Annotated in this window: 12 protein-coding genes and 2 pseudogenes; 10 read left to right on the plus strand and 4 right to left on the minus strand. The window is 72.6% G+C overall.

Annotation, left to right across the window (positions count from 1 at the left end):
* Positions 1–400 precede the first annotated feature (400 nt).
* The 5 genes and pseudogenes from ABZY20_RS13535 to ABZY20_RS13555 form a co-directional block, all read left to right on the plus strand.
* On the plus strand, positions 401–1,084 hold the full coding sequence (locus tag ABZY20_RS13535; protein WP_356441051.1) for a glycoside hydrolase family 11 protein: 684 nt from the start codon (positions 401–403) through the stop codon (positions 1,082–1,084).
* Between the two features lie 2 nt (positions 1,085–1,086).
* Positions 1,087–1,788, plus strand: coding sequence for a polysaccharide deacetylase family protein (locus ABZY20_RS13540; protein WP_356441706.1), 702 nt, complete (start codon positions 1,087–1,089; stop codon positions 1,786–1,788).
* Positions 1,789–2,092: 304 nt separating this feature from the next.
* Complete coding sequence (locus ABZY20_RS13545; RefSeq protein WP_356441054.1) at positions 2,093–2,590, plus strand: hypothetical protein; 498 nt, start codon at positions 2,093–2,095, stop codon at positions 2,588–2,590.
* Between the two features lie 139 nt (positions 2,591–2,729).
* On the plus strand, positions 2,730–3,533 hold the full coding sequence (locus ABZY20_RS13550) for an SAM-dependent methyltransferase (protein ID WP_356441056.1): 804 nt from the start codon (positions 2,730–2,732) through the stop codon (positions 3,531–3,533).
* A 77-nt stretch (positions 3,534–3,610) separates the two neighbouring features.
* A pseudogene (locus tag ABZY20_RS13555) lies at positions 3,611–4,288 on the plus strand (hypothetical protein); the annotation flags it as partial.
* Between the two features lie 357 nt (positions 4,289–4,645).
* Here ABZY20_RS13555 and ABZY20_RS13560 read toward each other — a convergent pair.
* Positions 4,646–5,824, minus strand: a complete 1,179-nt coding sequence (locus ABZY20_RS13560; protein WP_356441059.1) for an MFS transporter — start codon at positions 5,822–5,824, stop codon at positions 4,646–4,648.
* A 78-nt stretch (positions 5,825–5,902) separates the two neighbouring features.
* Between ABZY20_RS13560 and ABZY20_RS13565 the strand changes: the two are divergent.
* The 3 genes and pseudogenes from ABZY20_RS13565 to ABZY20_RS13575 form a co-directional block, all read left to right on the plus strand.
* A pseudogene (locus tag ABZY20_RS13565) lies at positions 5,903–6,865 on the plus strand (helix-turn-helix domain-containing protein); the annotation flags it as partial.
* Entirely contained in the window at positions 6,842–7,405 is a 564-nt protein-coding gene (locus ABZY20_RS13570; RefSeq protein WP_356441708.1) for a glutathione peroxidase, read from the plus strand. The pseudogene ABZY20_RS13565 and the gene ABZY20_RS13570, both read left to right, overlap by 24 nt.
* 70 nt (positions 7,406–7,475) lie before the next feature.
* Positions 7,476–8,354, plus strand: coding sequence for a MerR family transcriptional regulator (locus ABZY20_RS13575; protein WP_356441062.1), 879 nt, complete (start codon positions 7,476–7,478; stop codon positions 8,352–8,354).
* A gap of 103 nt (positions 8,355–8,457) precedes the next feature.
* Here ABZY20_RS13575 and ABZY20_RS13580 read toward each other — a convergent pair whose 3' ends face one another.
* The 3 genes from ABZY20_RS13580 to ABZY20_RS13590 form a co-directional block, all read right to left on the minus strand.
* Positions 8,458–8,649 carry a DUF397 domain-containing protein gene (locus tag ABZY20_RS13580; protein WP_356441064.1) on the minus strand — a complete coding sequence of 64 codons (192 nt, stop codon included), beginning with the start codon at positions 8,647–8,649 and terminating at the stop codon, positions 8,458–8,460.
* A gap of 197 nt (positions 8,650–8,846) precedes the next feature.
* On the minus strand, positions 8,847–9,704 hold the full coding sequence (locus tag ABZY20_RS13585) for a helix-turn-helix transcriptional regulator (protein ID WP_356441067.1): 858 nt from the start codon (positions 9,702–9,704) through the stop codon (positions 8,847–8,849).
* A gap of 258 nt (positions 9,705–9,962) precedes the next feature.
* On the minus strand, positions 9,963–10,718 hold the full coding sequence (locus ABZY20_RS13590; protein ID WP_356441070.1) for a GPP34 family phosphoprotein: 756 nt from the start codon (positions 10,716–10,718) through the stop codon (positions 9,963–9,965).
* A 236-nt stretch (positions 10,719–10,954) separates the two neighbouring features.
* On the opposite strand from ABZY20_RS13590, the gene ABZY20_RS13595 reads away from it, so the two are divergent.
* Together ABZY20_RS13595 and ABZY20_RS13600 are read left to right on the plus strand one after the other, a co-directional pair.
* Complete coding sequence (locus tag ABZY20_RS13595; RefSeq protein WP_356441072.1) at positions 10,955–13,693, plus strand: D-alanyl-D-alanine carboxypeptidase; 2,739 nt, start codon at positions 10,955–10,957, stop codon at positions 13,691–13,693.
* Positions 13,694–13,903: 210 nt separating this feature from the next.
* On the plus strand, positions 13,904–15,769 hold the full coding sequence (locus ABZY20_RS13600; protein WP_356441075.1) for an MFS transporter: 1,866 nt from the start codon (positions 13,904–13,906) through the stop codon (positions 15,767–15,769).
* The last annotated feature ends 143 nt before the right edge of the window (positions 15,770–15,912 follow it).

Raw genomic sequence — 15,912 nt, forward strand, 5'->3', positions numbered from 1 at the left:
GGCGAGGAAAGGCGGCCGGACGCGCTCCTCGATCGGGTAAGGGTACGGGCCGCGTGCCCGATCCGTTCATGCCCGGATCCGCACGATCTGACCGAAGCCGGGTGCGCCGGGCGTACGACAGGGCGGGGGTGGTGCCGAGGGGGTGTGCAGCGTCCGGCGCCACGCCCCGAGGAGAGTCGAAACATTCGGGTAGCGGATTGCCCTATTCCGGCCGCAAGACGCCGAGATCGATTCAGGGGACGCTCGCCGAGGGCCATGACCACCGAATAAATCGGGCTTACGCCTCACAATCCGGCGCCGCCTCCTGCGAATATTTCGAAACCCGGACCGAAACTGTTGACAGTTGACAGGGGCAGGCCAACACTCCGGTTGACCCACGAGGCGAAGGAGGAAGCACCCCGTGAACAAGCTGTCAGACCGTTTACGCCTGCTCGTCAGCAGCGCCTGCACCATGCTCCTGGTCGCGTTCGCCGCGCTGGCCATGCCGGGCACCGCCCACGCGGACACGGTCGTCACCACCAACCAGACCGGCACCCACAACGGCTACTTCTACTCGTTCTGGACCGACGCGCCGGGCACGGTCTCCATGAACCTGTCCTCCGGCGGCAGTTACAGCACCTCCTGGCGCAACACCGGGAACTTCGTCGCGGGCAAGGGCTGGAGCACCGGCGCGCGCCGCACCGTGAGCTACTCGGGCTCGTTCAACCCCTCCGGCAACGCGTACCTGACCCTCTACGGCTGGACCGCGAACCCGCTCGTCGAGTACTACATCGTCGACAACTGGGGCACGTACCGGCCGACCGGCACCTACAAGGGCACCGTCACCAGCGACGGCGGCACGTACGACATCTACAGGACCACGCGGTACAACGCCCCGTCCGTCGAGGGCACCCGGACCTTCGACCAGTACTGGAGCGTGCGGCAGTCGAAGAGGACGGGCGGCACCATCACCGCCGGCAACCACTTCGACGCGTGGGCCCGCGCCGGGATGCCGATGGGCAACTTCAAGTACTACATGATCATGGCGACGGAGGGATACCAGAGCAGCGGCAGCTCGAACATCACCGTGCACACGGGGCCGTGACGATGGGGACCGCGGCACGGCTCCGCACCGGAGCCACGAAGCTGACCGTTCTCGCGACGCTGGTGGCGGCCACCCTCACCACCACCGCCACCGCGTCCGCCGCCGCCCCGGAACCCACCGCCGCCGCCTGCAACGGCTACGTCGGACTCACCTTCGACGACGGCCCGTCCGGCAGCACGACCAGGCTGCTCGACACCCTGCGGGCGAACGGGCTGCGGGCGACGATGTTCAACCAGGGCCAGTACGCGGCCGCCAACCCGGCCCTGGTGAGGGCCCAGGTGGCCGCGGGCATGTGGGTCGGCAACCACAGCTACACCCACCCGCACCTGACCCGGCTGAGCCAGTCCCAGATCGACTCCGAGATCTCCCGGACCCAGCAGGCCATCGCCGGCGCGGGCGGCGGCACCCCGAAGCTCTTCCGCCCGCCGTACGGCGAGACCAACGCCACCGTGAGATCCGCGGCCGCCCGCCACGGCCTGACCGAGATCATCTGGCACGTGGACTCCCAGGACTGGAACGGCGCGAGCACCGACGCGATCGTCCAGGCCGCCGCCCGGCTGACCGACGGCCAGATCATCCTGATGCACGACTGGTCCGCCAACACCCTCGCGGCGCTCCCCCGCATCGCCCAGGGTCTGGCGTCCCGTGGTCTGTGCGCGGGGATGATCTCCCCCCAGACGGGCAGGGCGGTTCCCCCCGCCTGAACCCGCGGCGCGACGGCGGCGCCGACGCCGTCGCGCCACCAGGCCTCTCCCAGAGGGCCGCTGCCCGCACGGACCGCGGAACGCGGAACGCCGAACGCCGAACGCCGAACGCCGAACGCGGAACGTGGAACGCCGAACGCGGAACGCCGAACGCGGAACGCCGAACGCGGAACGCCGAACGCGGAACGCGGAACGCGGAACGCGGAACGCGGACCACCGATCGCGGACCGCGGACCCGGGTGGGCCGGGCATCTGAGTACGCGTGCTCATGACGCGCCCGGCCCGCCCCCGCCACGATGGCCGTATGAAGAAGCAACGGGGAATGCTGCTGTCCGGAGTCGCGCTCGTTCTCGGCGTGCCCGTCGCCGCGTGGGGCCTGATGGGACAGCAGAACTACGACGGACTGCCCGCCAGTGAGCTGGACTACGCGTTCCAGCCCTGGGACATCGGGGACGGCACGGCCGCGGTCATCGGCGGTCTCGCCCTGGCGCTGGTGAGCGCCGGTGCCGCGGTCCTGGTGCGCGGCGCGCTGCGCGGGGCGATGGACCAGCGCTGGTGGGGGGTGCTCGGGCCGCTGGTGGTCGTCGGGCTCATGGCCGGTGTGGGGTGGCGGATCCTCACCGCGGGGAGCATCGGCGCCAACATCGGCGCCGGGTTCATGATCATGATCGGCGCACCGTTCGCCGCCGGGCTGCTGCTGTGGTCCCTCGCGTGGGGTGTGTGGCTGGCCTGGCAGGGACGGCACCCCGACGGTGAACTGGGCGGGCACGGTCCGGGCGGTCTCGCCTCCCGCGGGGTGTAGCATCGCGCCACCGCGCGGCGGATCTGGCCGGAATTTCACCCCCGTGAACCGCTGGATCTGATCAATCTCCTTTTCTTTCCGCCCAGTTCGCCTAGGTTGGTGCACCGGTTCCCCTTCCCCGCTCAGAGGAGGCCCCGACGTGGCCGACGACACCCTGCGTGCCCGTATCGACACCTCCAAGCCGCACTCGGCCCGCTTCTGGAACTACTTCGTCGGCGGCAAGGACAACTACGAGGTCGACCGCGAGATCGGCGACCAGATCAAGTCGATCTTCCCGGGTCTGGTCGACGTGGCGGTCAGCAGCCGCCGGTTCCTGGGGCGCGCCGTCGGGTACCTCGCCGGAGAGCAGGGTGTACGGCAGTTCCTGGACGTGGGCACGGGTCTGCCGACCGCCGACAACACCCACGAGGTCGCCCAGCGCGTGGCCCCGGACTCCCGGATCGTGTACGTCGACAACGACCCCATCGTCCTGGCCCACGCCCACGCCCTGCTCACCAGCACCCCCGAGGGCCGGACCGCGTACCTGGACGCCGACCTCTACGACCCCGAGGCCGTGCTGGAGGCCGCCGCGGGCACACTCGACCTGTCCCGGCCCGTCGGGCTGATGATCCTCAACACGCTGGGGCACGTCGCCGATTACGCGCAGGCGCAGGACCTGGTGCGGCGGCTCATGGCCGGGCTGCCGTCCGGGAGCCATCTGGTGATCAGCGACAGCACCGCGACGAGCCCGGGCATGATCGCCGCGTCCGAGGCGTACAACGCGAGCGGGGCCGTGCCGTACCACGTCCGTGAGGTCGCGGAGATCGCCGGGTTCTTCGAGGGGCTGGAGCTGGTGGAGCCGGGGGTGGTGCGGGTGCCGGAGTGGCGGCCGGGGCCGTCGGACGGTGCCGACGCCGGCGTCGGCGCGGTGGACGCGTACTGCGGCGTCGGGCGCAAGCCGTAGGCGGCCCGGCGCGCGAGCCGTCACCCGTCCGGGCCGATCACGTCGGCCCCGCAGACCTCCCCGGCGATAATCAGGGCATGGCCGCCCCCTCCCCCGTCCCCGAGCCCTGGCCGAGGCTGCTCGGGGATCTCCTCGCGGTGGGCGAGCCCTACTCCCTCGTCCTCGCCGGCGGCTGCGCGGTCCTGGCGCACGGGCTGGTGGAGCGGTCCGGGCGGGACGTGGACGTCGCCACCGAGCACCCCGCCGGGATGGACGCCATCGCCGGTGCCGTCCGGTCGGGGCTGGTGACGCGGGGCTGGCTGGTGCAGACCCGGCAGACCGAGCCGCTGTCCGCCCAGTTCCTCGTCACGGACGCGGCGACGGGCGAGGAGTGCGCGGTCGGGGTCCGCAAGGAGGTGCTGTGGCGGCCGCCCGTGCCGACGGGGCTCGGTCCGGCGCTGGCCCTGGACGACCTGGCCGGTACCCGTGTGCGGGACCTGGCCGACCGCGGGCTCGCCCGCGACCTGGTCGACGTGCACGCCGTCTCGGCCCGCTGGAGCCACCCCGAACTGGAGGAGCTGGGCCGCCGCCACGCGCCGGAGACCTTCGACCTCACCGACCTCCAGGCCCGGCTGACCGGGACCGACTGGCTCGACGACCGGGCGTTCACCTCGCAGGGCCTGGACGCCGATGCCGTCGCGGGACTGCGCCGCTGGGCCCAGGAGTGGGCCGACGACATCGCCGAGCGCCTCATCGAGGGCGGGGCCCCGGAGGAGGACGACATAGAGGTCGACGACATGGAGGTGGACGACATGCAGGAGGGCGACATGGAGAAGGGCGACGGGGAGGGCGGCCCGGGGGGTACCTGACGGGTCCGGTCCACCAGGGCCTGCCCGGCGGACGGACGCGGCGGGACGCGGTACCGAGCACAGGCGCAGCGGGAGGGCAGGGTCTCGTGCACGGACGCGGCGGGAAGGCAGCGTGCCGAGCACACGGGTGCGGCGGGGCGGGCCGTGGGCACGGGTGCGGCGGGGCGGCCCGTGGGCACGGGTGCGGCGGGGCGGGCCGTATACACGGGTGCGACGGGGCTGGGCGTGCACACGGGTGCGACGGGGCTGGGCGTGCCACGGTGGTCAGCGGCCCGCCGTCACCGGCTCCTGCCGCTTCTCACCGGCCATCAGGGTCAGCGTCACCGCCACCGACGCCGCTGCCATCACCGTCATCGCCGTGGCCGGGGAGGTCAGTTGGGCCACCGATCCCGCCAGGGCCGCCGCCACCCCCTGCAGGGTGAGCATCCCCGCCGAGTGCAGTCCCAGCGCGTGCCCGGTCAGCGCGTCCGGCGTCAGGGCCACGAGGCGCTCCTGCTGCACGAGGCTCGCGCCGAAGCCGACCGAGGCCAGCGTGACGGCGGCCACCGCGAGCGGCAGCGGCGGGCGCAGCAGGAACGGCAGGTACGGGACGGCCAGGAGCAGCAGCAGCGGGTGGCCCAGGCGGGAGCGCAGGCGCGGCGGCAGCAGACGGCCCACCAGGACGTCCCCGGCCAGCATGCCGAGCGCGGCGCACGCGAACAGGGTGCCCGCCGAGCCGGGCGCGTAGGACACGTAGAGCGACTCGCAGCCGACGATCAGGCCGTTGGGGATCCAGAGCGCCAGCAGGATCCGGCGCCGGGGCGGGGACGACCACAGCAGTGCGTTGGCGCGCCAGGTCGCCCGTACGGAGGGGCGGCCCGTCGTACGGGGTGGGCGGCGGGTCAGTCCGAGGCGGACGACCGCGGCCGCCAGGGCGTGGAGGGCGGCGGCGACCAGCAGCGAGACGCGCGGGGACAGCAGGGCGACCAGCGCGCCGCCGGTCGCGTAGCCGGCGATCTGCATGAGGCCGTTCATCATGTTGAAGACCGAGCGGCCCAGCAGGTAGCCGTCCTTGCTGAGGATCTCGTTGAGCAGGCCCCAGCGCACTCCCCCGCCGACGGACTCCGCCAGCCCTTTGGCCAGGACGATCGCGAAGAGGACCGCGACCGGCAGGCCGGGCAGGGCCAGGGCGGCCGTGGCCGTCGCGAAGAGCAGGGGCAGGGCCGTCAGGGCGGCGCGCGGGGGCAGCCGGTCGGCCGCCGACAGCAGCAGCGTCGCGCCCAGCACCTGCACCAGCGACGAGCCGAACATGCTCACGGCGGACAGCAGCGGTGACCCGGTCGCCCGGTACACCAGGGTGCCCAGGGCCAGGCCGCCCATGGTCCGGGCGACGGTCTGCGCCGACGCGGCCAGGAAGAGGGGGGTGAACTCGGGCGTGCGTAACAGATCGCGGTAGCTGCGCATGCGCCGGAGTCTCCGGCCGTCGCGCGCACCGGAGTTACTCTTTCGCGCACACGCGAAACGACCCGAGGGGGGCGGGGCATGGGCTGGTGGCAGGTCAACGCCGACACCCTCGCCGGGAGCCGGTTCGTGATCTCGCAGTTCGCCGAGGCCTTCGCGAGCCTCAGGCTGCTGCACCGGGGTGCGGCCTCGCATCCCGGTGAGCGCGGCTGGCTCGACGCCCACCTGCCCGCCTACCGGCGGCGGTTGGCCCGTGATCCCGTGACGGCGCTGCTCGTGCGCGCCGGGATCGGGAAGGAGTGGACGGCCGACTTCCTCTCCCCCGCGCCCCACGACGGGGAGAGCTTCGACGAGGGGGTCGCGCGCGTCCGGGCCGCGCCCGCGGACCGGGCCCGGGCCGACCTCACCGTCTCCCTGCGCGGCCCGGTCCCGGCCCGGCTGGAGCGGGACGACCTGCCGGAACGGGCCGCCGACCTGCTGACGTTCGTCTGGACGACGGCCGTGCGGCCGTACTGGTCCCACCGGCGGCGCGTGCTGGAGGCGGACGTGGTCGCCCGTACCGCGCAGGTCAGCCGGGGCGGCTGGGCGAGCGCGCTGGACACGCTGCGGCCGGGGACGCAGTGGCTCGGGGAGAACCGGCTCCAGGTCAACGCGCGCGAGTACCCGCCGCGTGACCTGTCCGGCGCCGAGCTGGTGTTCGTGCCCGTCACCCCGCAGCGCATCGGCTGGGTGGCGTGGGAGGGCACGGACCGGTACGCGCTCGTCTACCCGTGTGCCGGAGCGCTCGCCGACCCGGGCGGCAGGCCCGTGCCGGCGAGCCTCGGGGCGCTGCTCGGCACCGCCCGCGCCGGTGTCCTCGTGCGGCTCGGCTCTCCGCTGAGCACCAGTCAGCTCGTCGCGCTGACCGGGCAGGGACTCGGCTCCGTCGGGCGGCATCTGCGGGTGCTGCTGGACGCCGGGCTGGTGGACCGGCGGAGGGCGGGCAGGTCGGTGCTCTACTCGTGGACGGCGGCCGGGCGGATGCTGGTGGAGGCCGGCACCGGCTCGCCACCCGCCGGGACTAGCATCCGCTGCATGACCACTACAGAGAACTCCGGTTCCTCTCCCCTCGACGTCGAGATCGGCTCCCTCCAGGGCGGTTCCGCCGACCTGTCGCAGTACGCGGGCCGGGTGGTGCTCGTGGTGAACGTCGCCTCCAAGTGCGGCCTCACCCCGCAGTACACCGGTCTGGAGAAGCTCCACGGGCAGTACGCCGAGCGCGGCTTCACGGTCCTCGGCGTGCCCTGCAACCAGTTCCTCGGCCAGGAGCCGGGCAGCGCCGGTGAGATCGCCGAGTTCTGCTCGGCGACGTACGGCGTGACCTTCCCGATGACCGAGAAGATCGAGGTCAACGGTGCGGGGCGGCACCCGCTGTACCAGCGGCTGACCGGCTTCGCCGACGACGAGGGGCACAGCGGTGACGTCCGCTGGAACTTCGAGAAGTTCCTCATCGGCCGGGACGGCGCGGTCGTCGCCCGCTTCTCCCCGCAGACCGAGCCGGAGTCCCCGGAGATCCTGACGGCGATCGAGGCCCACCTGGGCTGAGACCGCGCGGCTTGACCTTGCCCCTGGGGCAGGGCCGAGCGTCCTCGTCGTCGGGCGGAGGAGCCGCCCGATGACGGAGGATGCCGTGGTGGACGTACCGGAGACGGACCTGCTCACCATCGGGGCGTTCGCCGCGCGCGCCCGGCTGTCGCCCAAGGCCCTGCGGCTGTACGACCGGCTGGGGCTGCTGGCCCCGGCGCACGTCGACGAGGCCACCGGGTACCGCTACTACCGCGCCGGTCAGGTCGAACGGGCCCGGCTCGTGGCCATGCTGCGGCAGCTGGACATGCCGCTCACCCGGATCGCCGAGGTGGTCGAGGCGGGCGACGGGCCCCGGGCTGCCGCTCTGCTCGGCGCCTACTGGGCGGACGTCGAGGCGCGGGTCGCGGGACAGCGGACGCTCGCCGCATACCTCCGTGGACGGCTGTCAGGGAGGAGTTCAGAGATGCACAGGACGTTCGCGATCGAGACGGTGGAGGTGCCCGCGCAGGTGGTCCTCACCGAGAAGCGGCACACGCTGGCGGACGAGCTGCCCGCCTGGATCGGGGCGGCGCTGGGCCGGCTGACGGAGGCGGCCCGGGAGTGCGGGGGCGTGGCCGGGGTGCCGTACGTGGCGTATCACGCCGAGGTGTCGATGGAGAGCGACGGCCCGGCCGAGGCGTGTGTGCCCGTCGCCGACGAGGCGGCGGCGCGGGCCTATGCCCTGCGGCGGGGGCGGGCGTGGGAGACGGCGGTGCGGGTGGAGCCCGCCCGGCGGCTGGCCTTCACCAGGATCACCAAGGCGCAGGTGGCGCACCCGCAGATCCTGGCCGCGTTCGAGGCGGTGGAGGAGTGGATGGCGGCGGAGGGATTGACGGCGACCGGTCCCTGCCGGGAGCTGTACTTCGCGGACTGGGCGGCGGCGGGGCCCGAGGACCCGGTGTGTGACGTGGCGTTCCCGGTGGGCTGAGGCCCGCGGGTCCGCCCCGGCACCGGCGGAGCCCCCTCGGCAAGGACGGCGATACTGGTCGAGAGGGCTCTGCGGTGCTGCCGGTGCGGGTGTCGGCGGCGGCTCAGGCCTTGACCGAGGCCACGAAGGCGTTCCACGCGTCCACGGGGAACGCCAGCTTGGGACCCTCGGGGATCTTGGTGTCCCCGAGCTCCAGGGCCTCCTCGAGGGTCGACCTGACCATCACGCAGGCGCCGTTGTTGTTGGTGTAGGAGGACGTCGTCCACGATTCCGTGGCGCCCAGACGAATTGCCATGTTCGCTCCGTAGCAAGTTGCGTTTACGCCAACCCGTGCTGGTGGTTGGCGTGATCGACGCTACTCGCCAACATCCTCGTTCGGAGCAGTCATTCACTCGACCGGATGGCATATTCCAGGGGAGACTTCCAGTCGGGCGTGGCAGGGGTGTACCATCCCGCGCTTCGCCCGGTGGACGATCGTCCTCCGACGGTGGGTCAGCGGGCGTAGTCCTTCGCGAGGCGCTCGACGAGCTGCCGCGACTGGTCCACGTTCAGCGACTGGGCGCGCAGGTGCTCGTACATCACCGTGTACTTCTGCACGTCGGCCGGCTTCTCCAGGTACAGGTCGCTGGTGACGCCCTCGATGTACACCACGCTGGAGTCGGCGGCGTCGGCGAACTCCAGGATGGAGTACTGGCCGTTGATGCCGGCGTGCGCCCCGACCTCGAACGGCAGGACCTGCACGGTGATGTGGGGCAGCTGCGACATCTCGATGAGGTGCTCCAGCTGCTCGCGCATCACCTGCCGGCTGCCCACCACCCGGTGCAGGGACGCCTCGTCCAGCACCACCCACAGCCGCAGCGGGTCCGTCTCGGCGGTGATCCGGCCCTGCCGGCGCAGCCGGACCTCGACGCGCTTGTCGTTGTCCGCCTCCGACGCCTCCGGCGAACCGCCCCGGATGATGGCCTCGGCGTACGCCCGCGTCTGCAGCAGCCCGGTGATGATCTGGGGTTCGTAGACGCGGAGCGACTCGGCGTCCGTCTCCAGGCCGATGTAGACGCTGTACGGGATGTCCCCGAAGGCGTGCCACCAGCCCTGCTGCCGGGAGTCCTTGGCCATCTGCATCAGCGAGTCGACGATGCGCTGGTCCTCGACCTCGTAGACCCCGCACAGGTCGCGGACGTCGCGCTGGCTGATGCTGCGCCGCCCGTTCTCCAGGCGGCTGATCTTCGACTGCGACACCAGCAGCCGCTCGGCCACCTCTTCGGCCGTCATGCCCTTGAGCTCGCGGAGCCTGCGGAGCTCCTGGCCGAGCCGGCGCCGCCTGACGGTGGGATTGACATTGGACGCCACGGGACGTGCACCTCCGGCTGCGTGCCTCTACTTTGCGTATCTGCTGCTGAGCAGACTGCCACCAAGGTGCTTCCTACCGCTGGGAAACGGTGGATATGCGACGGGTACACGCCAGTTCGGCGGACGGCACGCCGAACGGGGCGGGGAGCGTGTGTACTCCCCGCCCCGCTCGGACAGCGGCTCCCGTGACCGGGTTCGTGGGTCCCGTGGTGTGTGCCGGTCGCAGGTCGTGCGTCGTGCCGGGTGGTGCGGCGCGGCTCAGTGGGCCACGGCGCGCGCCATGGATCCGCGGTGCGGCTGCATCGGAACACCGCGGGCGGGTTCCGGTGCGGGCCTGGCTCCGCCGGCGGCCGGACGGCCGGACGGGGCCGGGCTGCGGCGCGGCTGCGCCGCCACGCCGTTCTGGACGTCCATCACGGCGTGCGCGACGAGTCCGCCCATGGGGTCGTGCCTGATCAGGTCCCTGAGCCGGGAGCGAGAGGAGCGGCCCTCGTTGCCCGGGTACAGGTGCTTGCCGAGGCCGACCGCGTGGGCCAGGGCGGCGAGCGCCGCGGTCCGCGGGTCCGGCGGTACGCCGGTGCGGATCGCGGAGTCCAGCCGGGCCCTGATCTCCCGGCTGATCTCGGTGTCCGTCGCCTGGTAGCGAGTCGTCGGCAGCACTCCGCACATCTGGCCCGCCACGGCATGCACCATGCCGCACCGCTCCAGATGCGAGAGGTAGGTCTGGCGGAGCCCCAATCGCGGCCCGCCGATCCAGTGGACGGCACGCACGGGAGCGCCACGCCTTCGCAGCAACTCCAACGCGCAGTCCAGTGTCGGATCTCCAGTCGGCCGTGGTACCACCACGGCGATACGATCCCCGTCTGGGGCTATCCGTCCGGCCAGCGCCAGCTCTACTAGCTGTGCTCCGGCCAGGCCGAGGTCGAGCGACTGCGGCTGTGCAGTGGTACCCGTGGCCGGGTCCAATGCCAGCAGCAGAAGCTCCTCCGGAAGTGTTCTGCGGCTCCTGCCCATCCATGCCTCCCCGCGTGGATGAATGACAGGGTGACCCCTCTCACATTGGTCTGTCGAGGGTGCGTGACCGGTTCGTAGTGGAACCAGTAGGTATGTCGTTCTCGTCTACCGGATGGGTCCAGTCCGCACACAGGACACTGGTACATGGTTCGGACAGCGCCGGGGAGCGGTGTCAGGGCGGCGGTTCACGGTTCGGTACGCGCACGCGGGTGGTGCGGCGCGAGGAGGAGGCATCGGTGGCGGGCGAGTCCCCCGACAGGTCGAAGCAGCGCGAGTCGTCGGCAGAACCGACGTCGGGGAGCGCGGGTCCGGTTCCCGGAGCCAGGAGCGAGTCCGCCGATCCGCGGCTCGCGATGGCCCGGGAGACGAAGAGGTCCTCGGCACGCGGAGGGTCCGCCGACACGGCGACCCGCGTGCTGTCCGTGCGGACGGACGAGGAACCGGAGAGCACGCGCCGGGACGCGGAGGCGGACGCGGACGCGAGCGCCGACGCGGGCACTGACACGGGCACTGACGCGGACGCGGACGCGGCACGGGACACCGGCTCCGGTGACCGGGGCGACGGACGCCTGCGGGACGCGGTGGCCGCGTGGGTCGCGACGGCGGACGACGACCGGAACCGGTCCGGGGGCGGGGACCGGGGCGAGGACGACGCCCCTGAGGACGCCGCCGGGGGCACGAAGGGCGCCGACAGGGCGTCTGAGGACGCGGAGGACACCGAAGGCCCTGACGCGGGTTCGGAGGACGCCAGGGGCGTTGAAGGCTCCGATGCGGGTTCGGAGGACGCCGAGGCCGCCGATGAGCCCCTGGAGGGCGGCGCGGAGGCCCGGGACGGCCAGGAGGCCCGGTCGACGAGCAGCGAGGGCGGCCAGAAGGCCGCTGACGCGGCGTCGAAGGGTGCACGGAGCGATGCCGAGGGCGAGGGACCGGAGGCGGACGGCGTGACGGCCGACGCGTCCGAGACGTCCGAGGCGTCCAAGGCGTCCAAGGAGTCCGCCGACGAGGACGAAGCCGACTCCGACGCCGACGCCGACGCCGACGACAACGCTGCCGAGCCCGATACGCAGACCAAGGACGAGGTTCCCGAGTCCGCCGACGAGGCCGCCACCGGCAAGGCCACCGACAGCAAGCCCGCGGACGCCGGGACCACCGGCAAGGCCGCCCCCACCAAGTCGGACACCGCCAAGACGGACACCGGCAAGGCCGACGCGAAGACCGCCCCGGCCCCCGCCGCCGGCACCGACGGCGACGGCAAGGCCGACCGCAAGGCCGACACCGGCCCGGCGCCCGACGCCGATGGCGACGGCGAAGGCGACGGCGAAGGTGACGGCGACGGCGATGGCGACGGCACCCCCGCCGCTCCCCCCGTCGACCAGCCCACCGCCGTCTTCAAGACGGTGCGGCCGCCGGTCGATCAGCCCACCACCATGCTGAAGCTCGGTGGCGGCACCAAGGACGCTCCCAAGGACCATCCGACGGACGTCGCGAAGGACGCTCCGAAGGACGCCCCCAAGGGCGGGGCCGAGAAGGAGGCCGAGCGGACCAGCAAGTTCGTCGCGCTCAAGCCGCTGGACGACCCGGCCACGCGCAAGCCCGCGTCCGGCGAGGGGGCCGCGCAGGCCGCTCCGCCCGCCGACGCCACCGCGCCCGTCCCCACCGTCGGTCCGGAGCGCACCACCCAGCAGCCGCTTCCGCCGAAGCCCCCGCTGGACCTGCTGGCCGAGCTGACGAACACCCCGCCGCCGCCGGAGACCCCGCTGCGGACGGCCGTGCGGCGGGTGAAGATCTGGACGCCGCTGGTGCTGCTCCTGGTGATCGTCTTCGCGGTCGTGCAGAGCGTGCGCCCGCTGCCGACGCCCACCCTGGAGCTGACCGCGAAGGACAGCTACACCTTCGAGGGCGGCAAGGTCGACATCCCCTGGCCGACCGAGGGCCAGGCCGCGCTGGACGTGCAGGGCATCGGCACGTTCGGCTCGTCCGGCGAGCAGAAGCCCGTGCCGATCGCCAGTGTCGCCAAGGTCATGACGGCCTACGTGATCCTGCGCGGGCACCCGCTCAAGAGCGGTGAGAAGGGCCCGGAGATCCTCATCGACCAGGCCGCCGAGGACCAGTCCGACGCCGGGCAGGAGTCCACCGTCGACGTCACCGAGGGCGACAAGATCACCGAGCGGGAGGCGCTGGAGAGCATCCTGATCGCGTCCGCGAACAACGTGGCCCGGCTGCTGGCCCGCTGGGACGCGGGGTCGGAGAAGGCGTTCGTGCAGAAGATGAACGACGCCGCCAAGGACCTCGGCATGAAGAACACGACGTACACCGACCCCTCGGGCCTGAACAACACGACCGTCTCCACGGCCGTGGACCAGGTGAAGCTCGCCAAGGCCGCCATGCAGCAGCCGGCGTTCCGCGAGGTCGCGGCGATGATGTCGTACGTCGACTACAAGCAGAAGAAGCACGACAACTGGAACCGCCTGGTCGGCTCCAACAACGTCGTCGGCATCAAGACCGGCACGACCACCTCCGCGCTCGGCAACCTCGTCTTCGCCGCGAAGAAGGACGTCGACGGCGAGACCCGCCGGATCGTCGGCGCGGTCGTGCGGCAGCCCGCCGGCGGCCCCGACAACACCATCCTCGGCGCCGCGCTGTACGAGGGCGACAAGCTGATCCGGGCCGCGCAGGACGCGCTGGAGACGGCGACGATCCTGAAGAAGGGCGAGGTCGTCGGCTACGCGGACGACGGTCTGGGCGGACGCACGCCGGTCGCGGTCACCGAGGACGTCACGGCCGTCGGCTGGGCGGGCCTGTCCGTGAAGCTGACGTTCGCGCCGGACGAGCTGCCGCACGAGGCGAAGGCGGGCACGAAGGTGGGCACGCTCACCGTCGGCGACGGCAGCACCAGCGCCGTGAAGGTCCCGGTCGCGCTCCAGGAGGACCTGGTGGAACCGGGCCTCGGGGCCAAGCTCACGCGGATCGGCTGAGCCGGGGCACCGCACGACCGCGTCCCGCCGGTGGCGGCCCGTACGGGCTCCCACCGGCGGGGTGCGTGCTAGCGTCCCGAACCGGGACAGGCCGCCCTCCGCGGCGGCCCGGCCGCGCACCCGGGGCGGACAGGACGCGGCCGGGGTGCGAACCCGGAGCCGGCCCAGAGAAGATGCGAAAAGAAGACGGGACACGGGGAGTGCCTTCGAGTGGCCACTGCGGAGCCGACACGCGCAGACGACGCCGATCCGGGCCCGGTAGCCGGCCCGCGAATACGCGTGCCCGCAGAGCCGGCGGACACCCCGCGGGAGGACACCGGCGCACCCGGCCGTGACGGCGGGTCCCGTCTGCCGCCCGCCCTGCTGACCCTGCGTGCGCGCATGCTGTGCCACCCGGTGCTGTCCATGACGGGTCTGGCGGGCATCCTCCACGTCGTCTGGTTCTTCACGTTCGCGAACAGCGGCGGCGATCTGGCCGCGCAGGACGCGTGGGCCGAGTTCGTCGGCCGGCACCCGGACTCGGCGTACAACCTCGCCTGGTACGGCGGCATGCACCCGGTGTCGTACAGCGTGGTGTCGCCGTACCTGATGTCGGTGCTCGGTGTCCGGACCACGATGATGATCGCCGGGACGGTCTCGGCCGGGCTGCTGACGCTGCTCCTGCTGCGCAGCCGGTCGGTCCGCAATCCGCTCTGGGCGTCGCTGGCGGGCGTGTTCGGGCTGTTCTGCAACGCGGTGTCGGGCCGGGTGACGTTCGGTCTGGGCACGATGTTCGCGCTCGGCGCGGTCGCCGTCGTGTTCTGCTGGCCGTACAAGTGGCGGTACAAGCGGTGGGCGAAGGCCCTGTGCGCGGCGCCGCTGGCCGCGCTGGCCACGATGGCGTCGCCGGTGGCGGGCCTGTTCGTGGGGCTGGTGGCCGCCGCGCTGTTCCTGCAGAAGCGCCGCCCGGGAGCCTGGGCGCTGGGTCTGGCGCCGACCGCGGTGGTGGCGGTCTCGGCGTGGCTGTTCCCGTTCTCGGGGACGCAGCCGATGGGGTTCGGCTCGGTCGTGCTGCCGCTCGCGTTCTCCGTGCTCGTGTTCCTGCTGGTGCCGCGGGACTGGAAGACGGTCCGGCTCACGGCGGCGGTGTACGGGCTCGGGGTCGTGCTGGTCTGGCTGATCAGCTCGCAGATCGGTTCGAACATCACGCGTCTGGCGATGCTGTTCGCGGGGGTCGCGCTGGTCGCCGCGCTGCCGTTCACGGTGCCGCGCAGCCGCAGGTGGTACGCGATCGTGGTCGCCTTCGTGGGATTCACGGTGTGGATCGGCTTCAAGACGGTCGACGACATCGTCCACACGGCCCCGGCGGCGTCCTGGTCCCGCGAGCTGGCGCCGCTGGTCAACGAGCTGCAGCAGGTCGGCGCGGAGAAGGGCCGGGTCGAGGTGGTCCCCGCCCGCTCCCACCGCGAGGCGTCCGCCCTCGCCCCGTACGTGAACCTGGCCCGCGGCTGGAACCGCCAGGCCGACATGGAGCGCAACCCGCTCTTCTACGACGACACCCTCAACTCCGCGAACTACCGCGAGTGGCTCAAGCGCTGGGCGGTCCACTACGTGGTCCTGCCGAAGGACGAGCCGGACGGCGACGGCGGCGAGCGCGAACGGGAGCTGGTGCAGCGCGGCCTGCCGTATCTGAACCAGGTCTGGGGCGACGCCAACTGGCAGCTGTTCGAGGTCACCGACCCGACCCCGCTGGCCGAGCCGAACGCCGTCGTCGAGCGGGCCGAGCAGGGCGAGGTGATCCTGCAGGTGAAGAAGGCGGGCCGGATCCTGGTCCGCATCCCCTACTCGCCCTGGCTGAGCATCGTCGACGCGGAGGGCAAGAGCCTGGAGGCGCCCCGCGAGACGGAGGCCTCCCGCAGCCGCCCGGAGGGCGAGCCGAAGACGTACGTCAACGTCAACGGCTGCCTGACGGAGACGGAGGAGGACCTCCAGGGCGACAAGTGGACGGAGCTGCTCGCCCCGAAGCCGGGCACCTACCGCCTGGCGGCCCCGTACCAGCTGCCCCGCGGCACGCCCTGCCCGGAGGAACTGCGCTGACCGGCTGACGCCCGGCCGGTCGGCGGATTGGCGGGTCGGCGGCCGGCAGGGCGGAGGACCGTCTCATCCCCCCGGCCGGCCGCCGCGTCGCGAGAGTCCGGGGCGCTGACGCGCACGGTCTCCTCGCTTCACCGCGCACACGG

The sequence above is a fragment of the Streptomyces sp. NPDC006624 genome (genome assembly GCF_040611555.1).
Classification (GTDB): Bacteria; Actinomycetota; Actinomycetes; order Streptomycetales; family Streptomycetaceae; genus Streptomyces.

Coding starts and splice junctions, on each gene's coding strand:
- ABZY20_RS13540 (WP_356441706.1), top strand. CDS start 1,087: ATGGGGACCGCGGCACGGCTCCGCACCGGAGCCACGAAGCTGACCGTT.
- ABZY20_RS13545 (WP_356441054.1), top strand. CDS start 2,093: ATGAAGAAGCAACGGGGAATGCTGCTGTCCGGAGTCGCGCTCGTTCTC.
- ABZY20_RS13560 (WP_356441059.1), bottom strand. CDS start 5,824: ATGCGCAGCTACCGCGATCTGTTACGCACGCCCGAGTTCACCCCCCTC.
- ABZY20_RS13570 (WP_356441708.1), top strand. CDS start 6,842: ATGCTGGTGGAGGCCGGCACCGGCTCGCCACCCGCCGGGACTAGCATC.
- ABZY20_RS13575 (WP_356441062.1), top strand. CDS start 7,476: ATGACGGAGGATGCCGTGGTGGACGTACCGGAGACGGACCTGCTCACC.
- ABZY20_RS13580 (WP_356441064.1), bottom strand. CDS start 8,649: ATGGCAATTCGTCTGGGCGCCACGGAATCGTGGACGACGTCCTCCTAC.
- ABZY20_RS13590 (WP_356441070.1), bottom strand. CDS start 10,718: ATGGGCAGGAGCCGCAGAACACTTCCGGAGGAGCTTCTGCTGCTGGCA.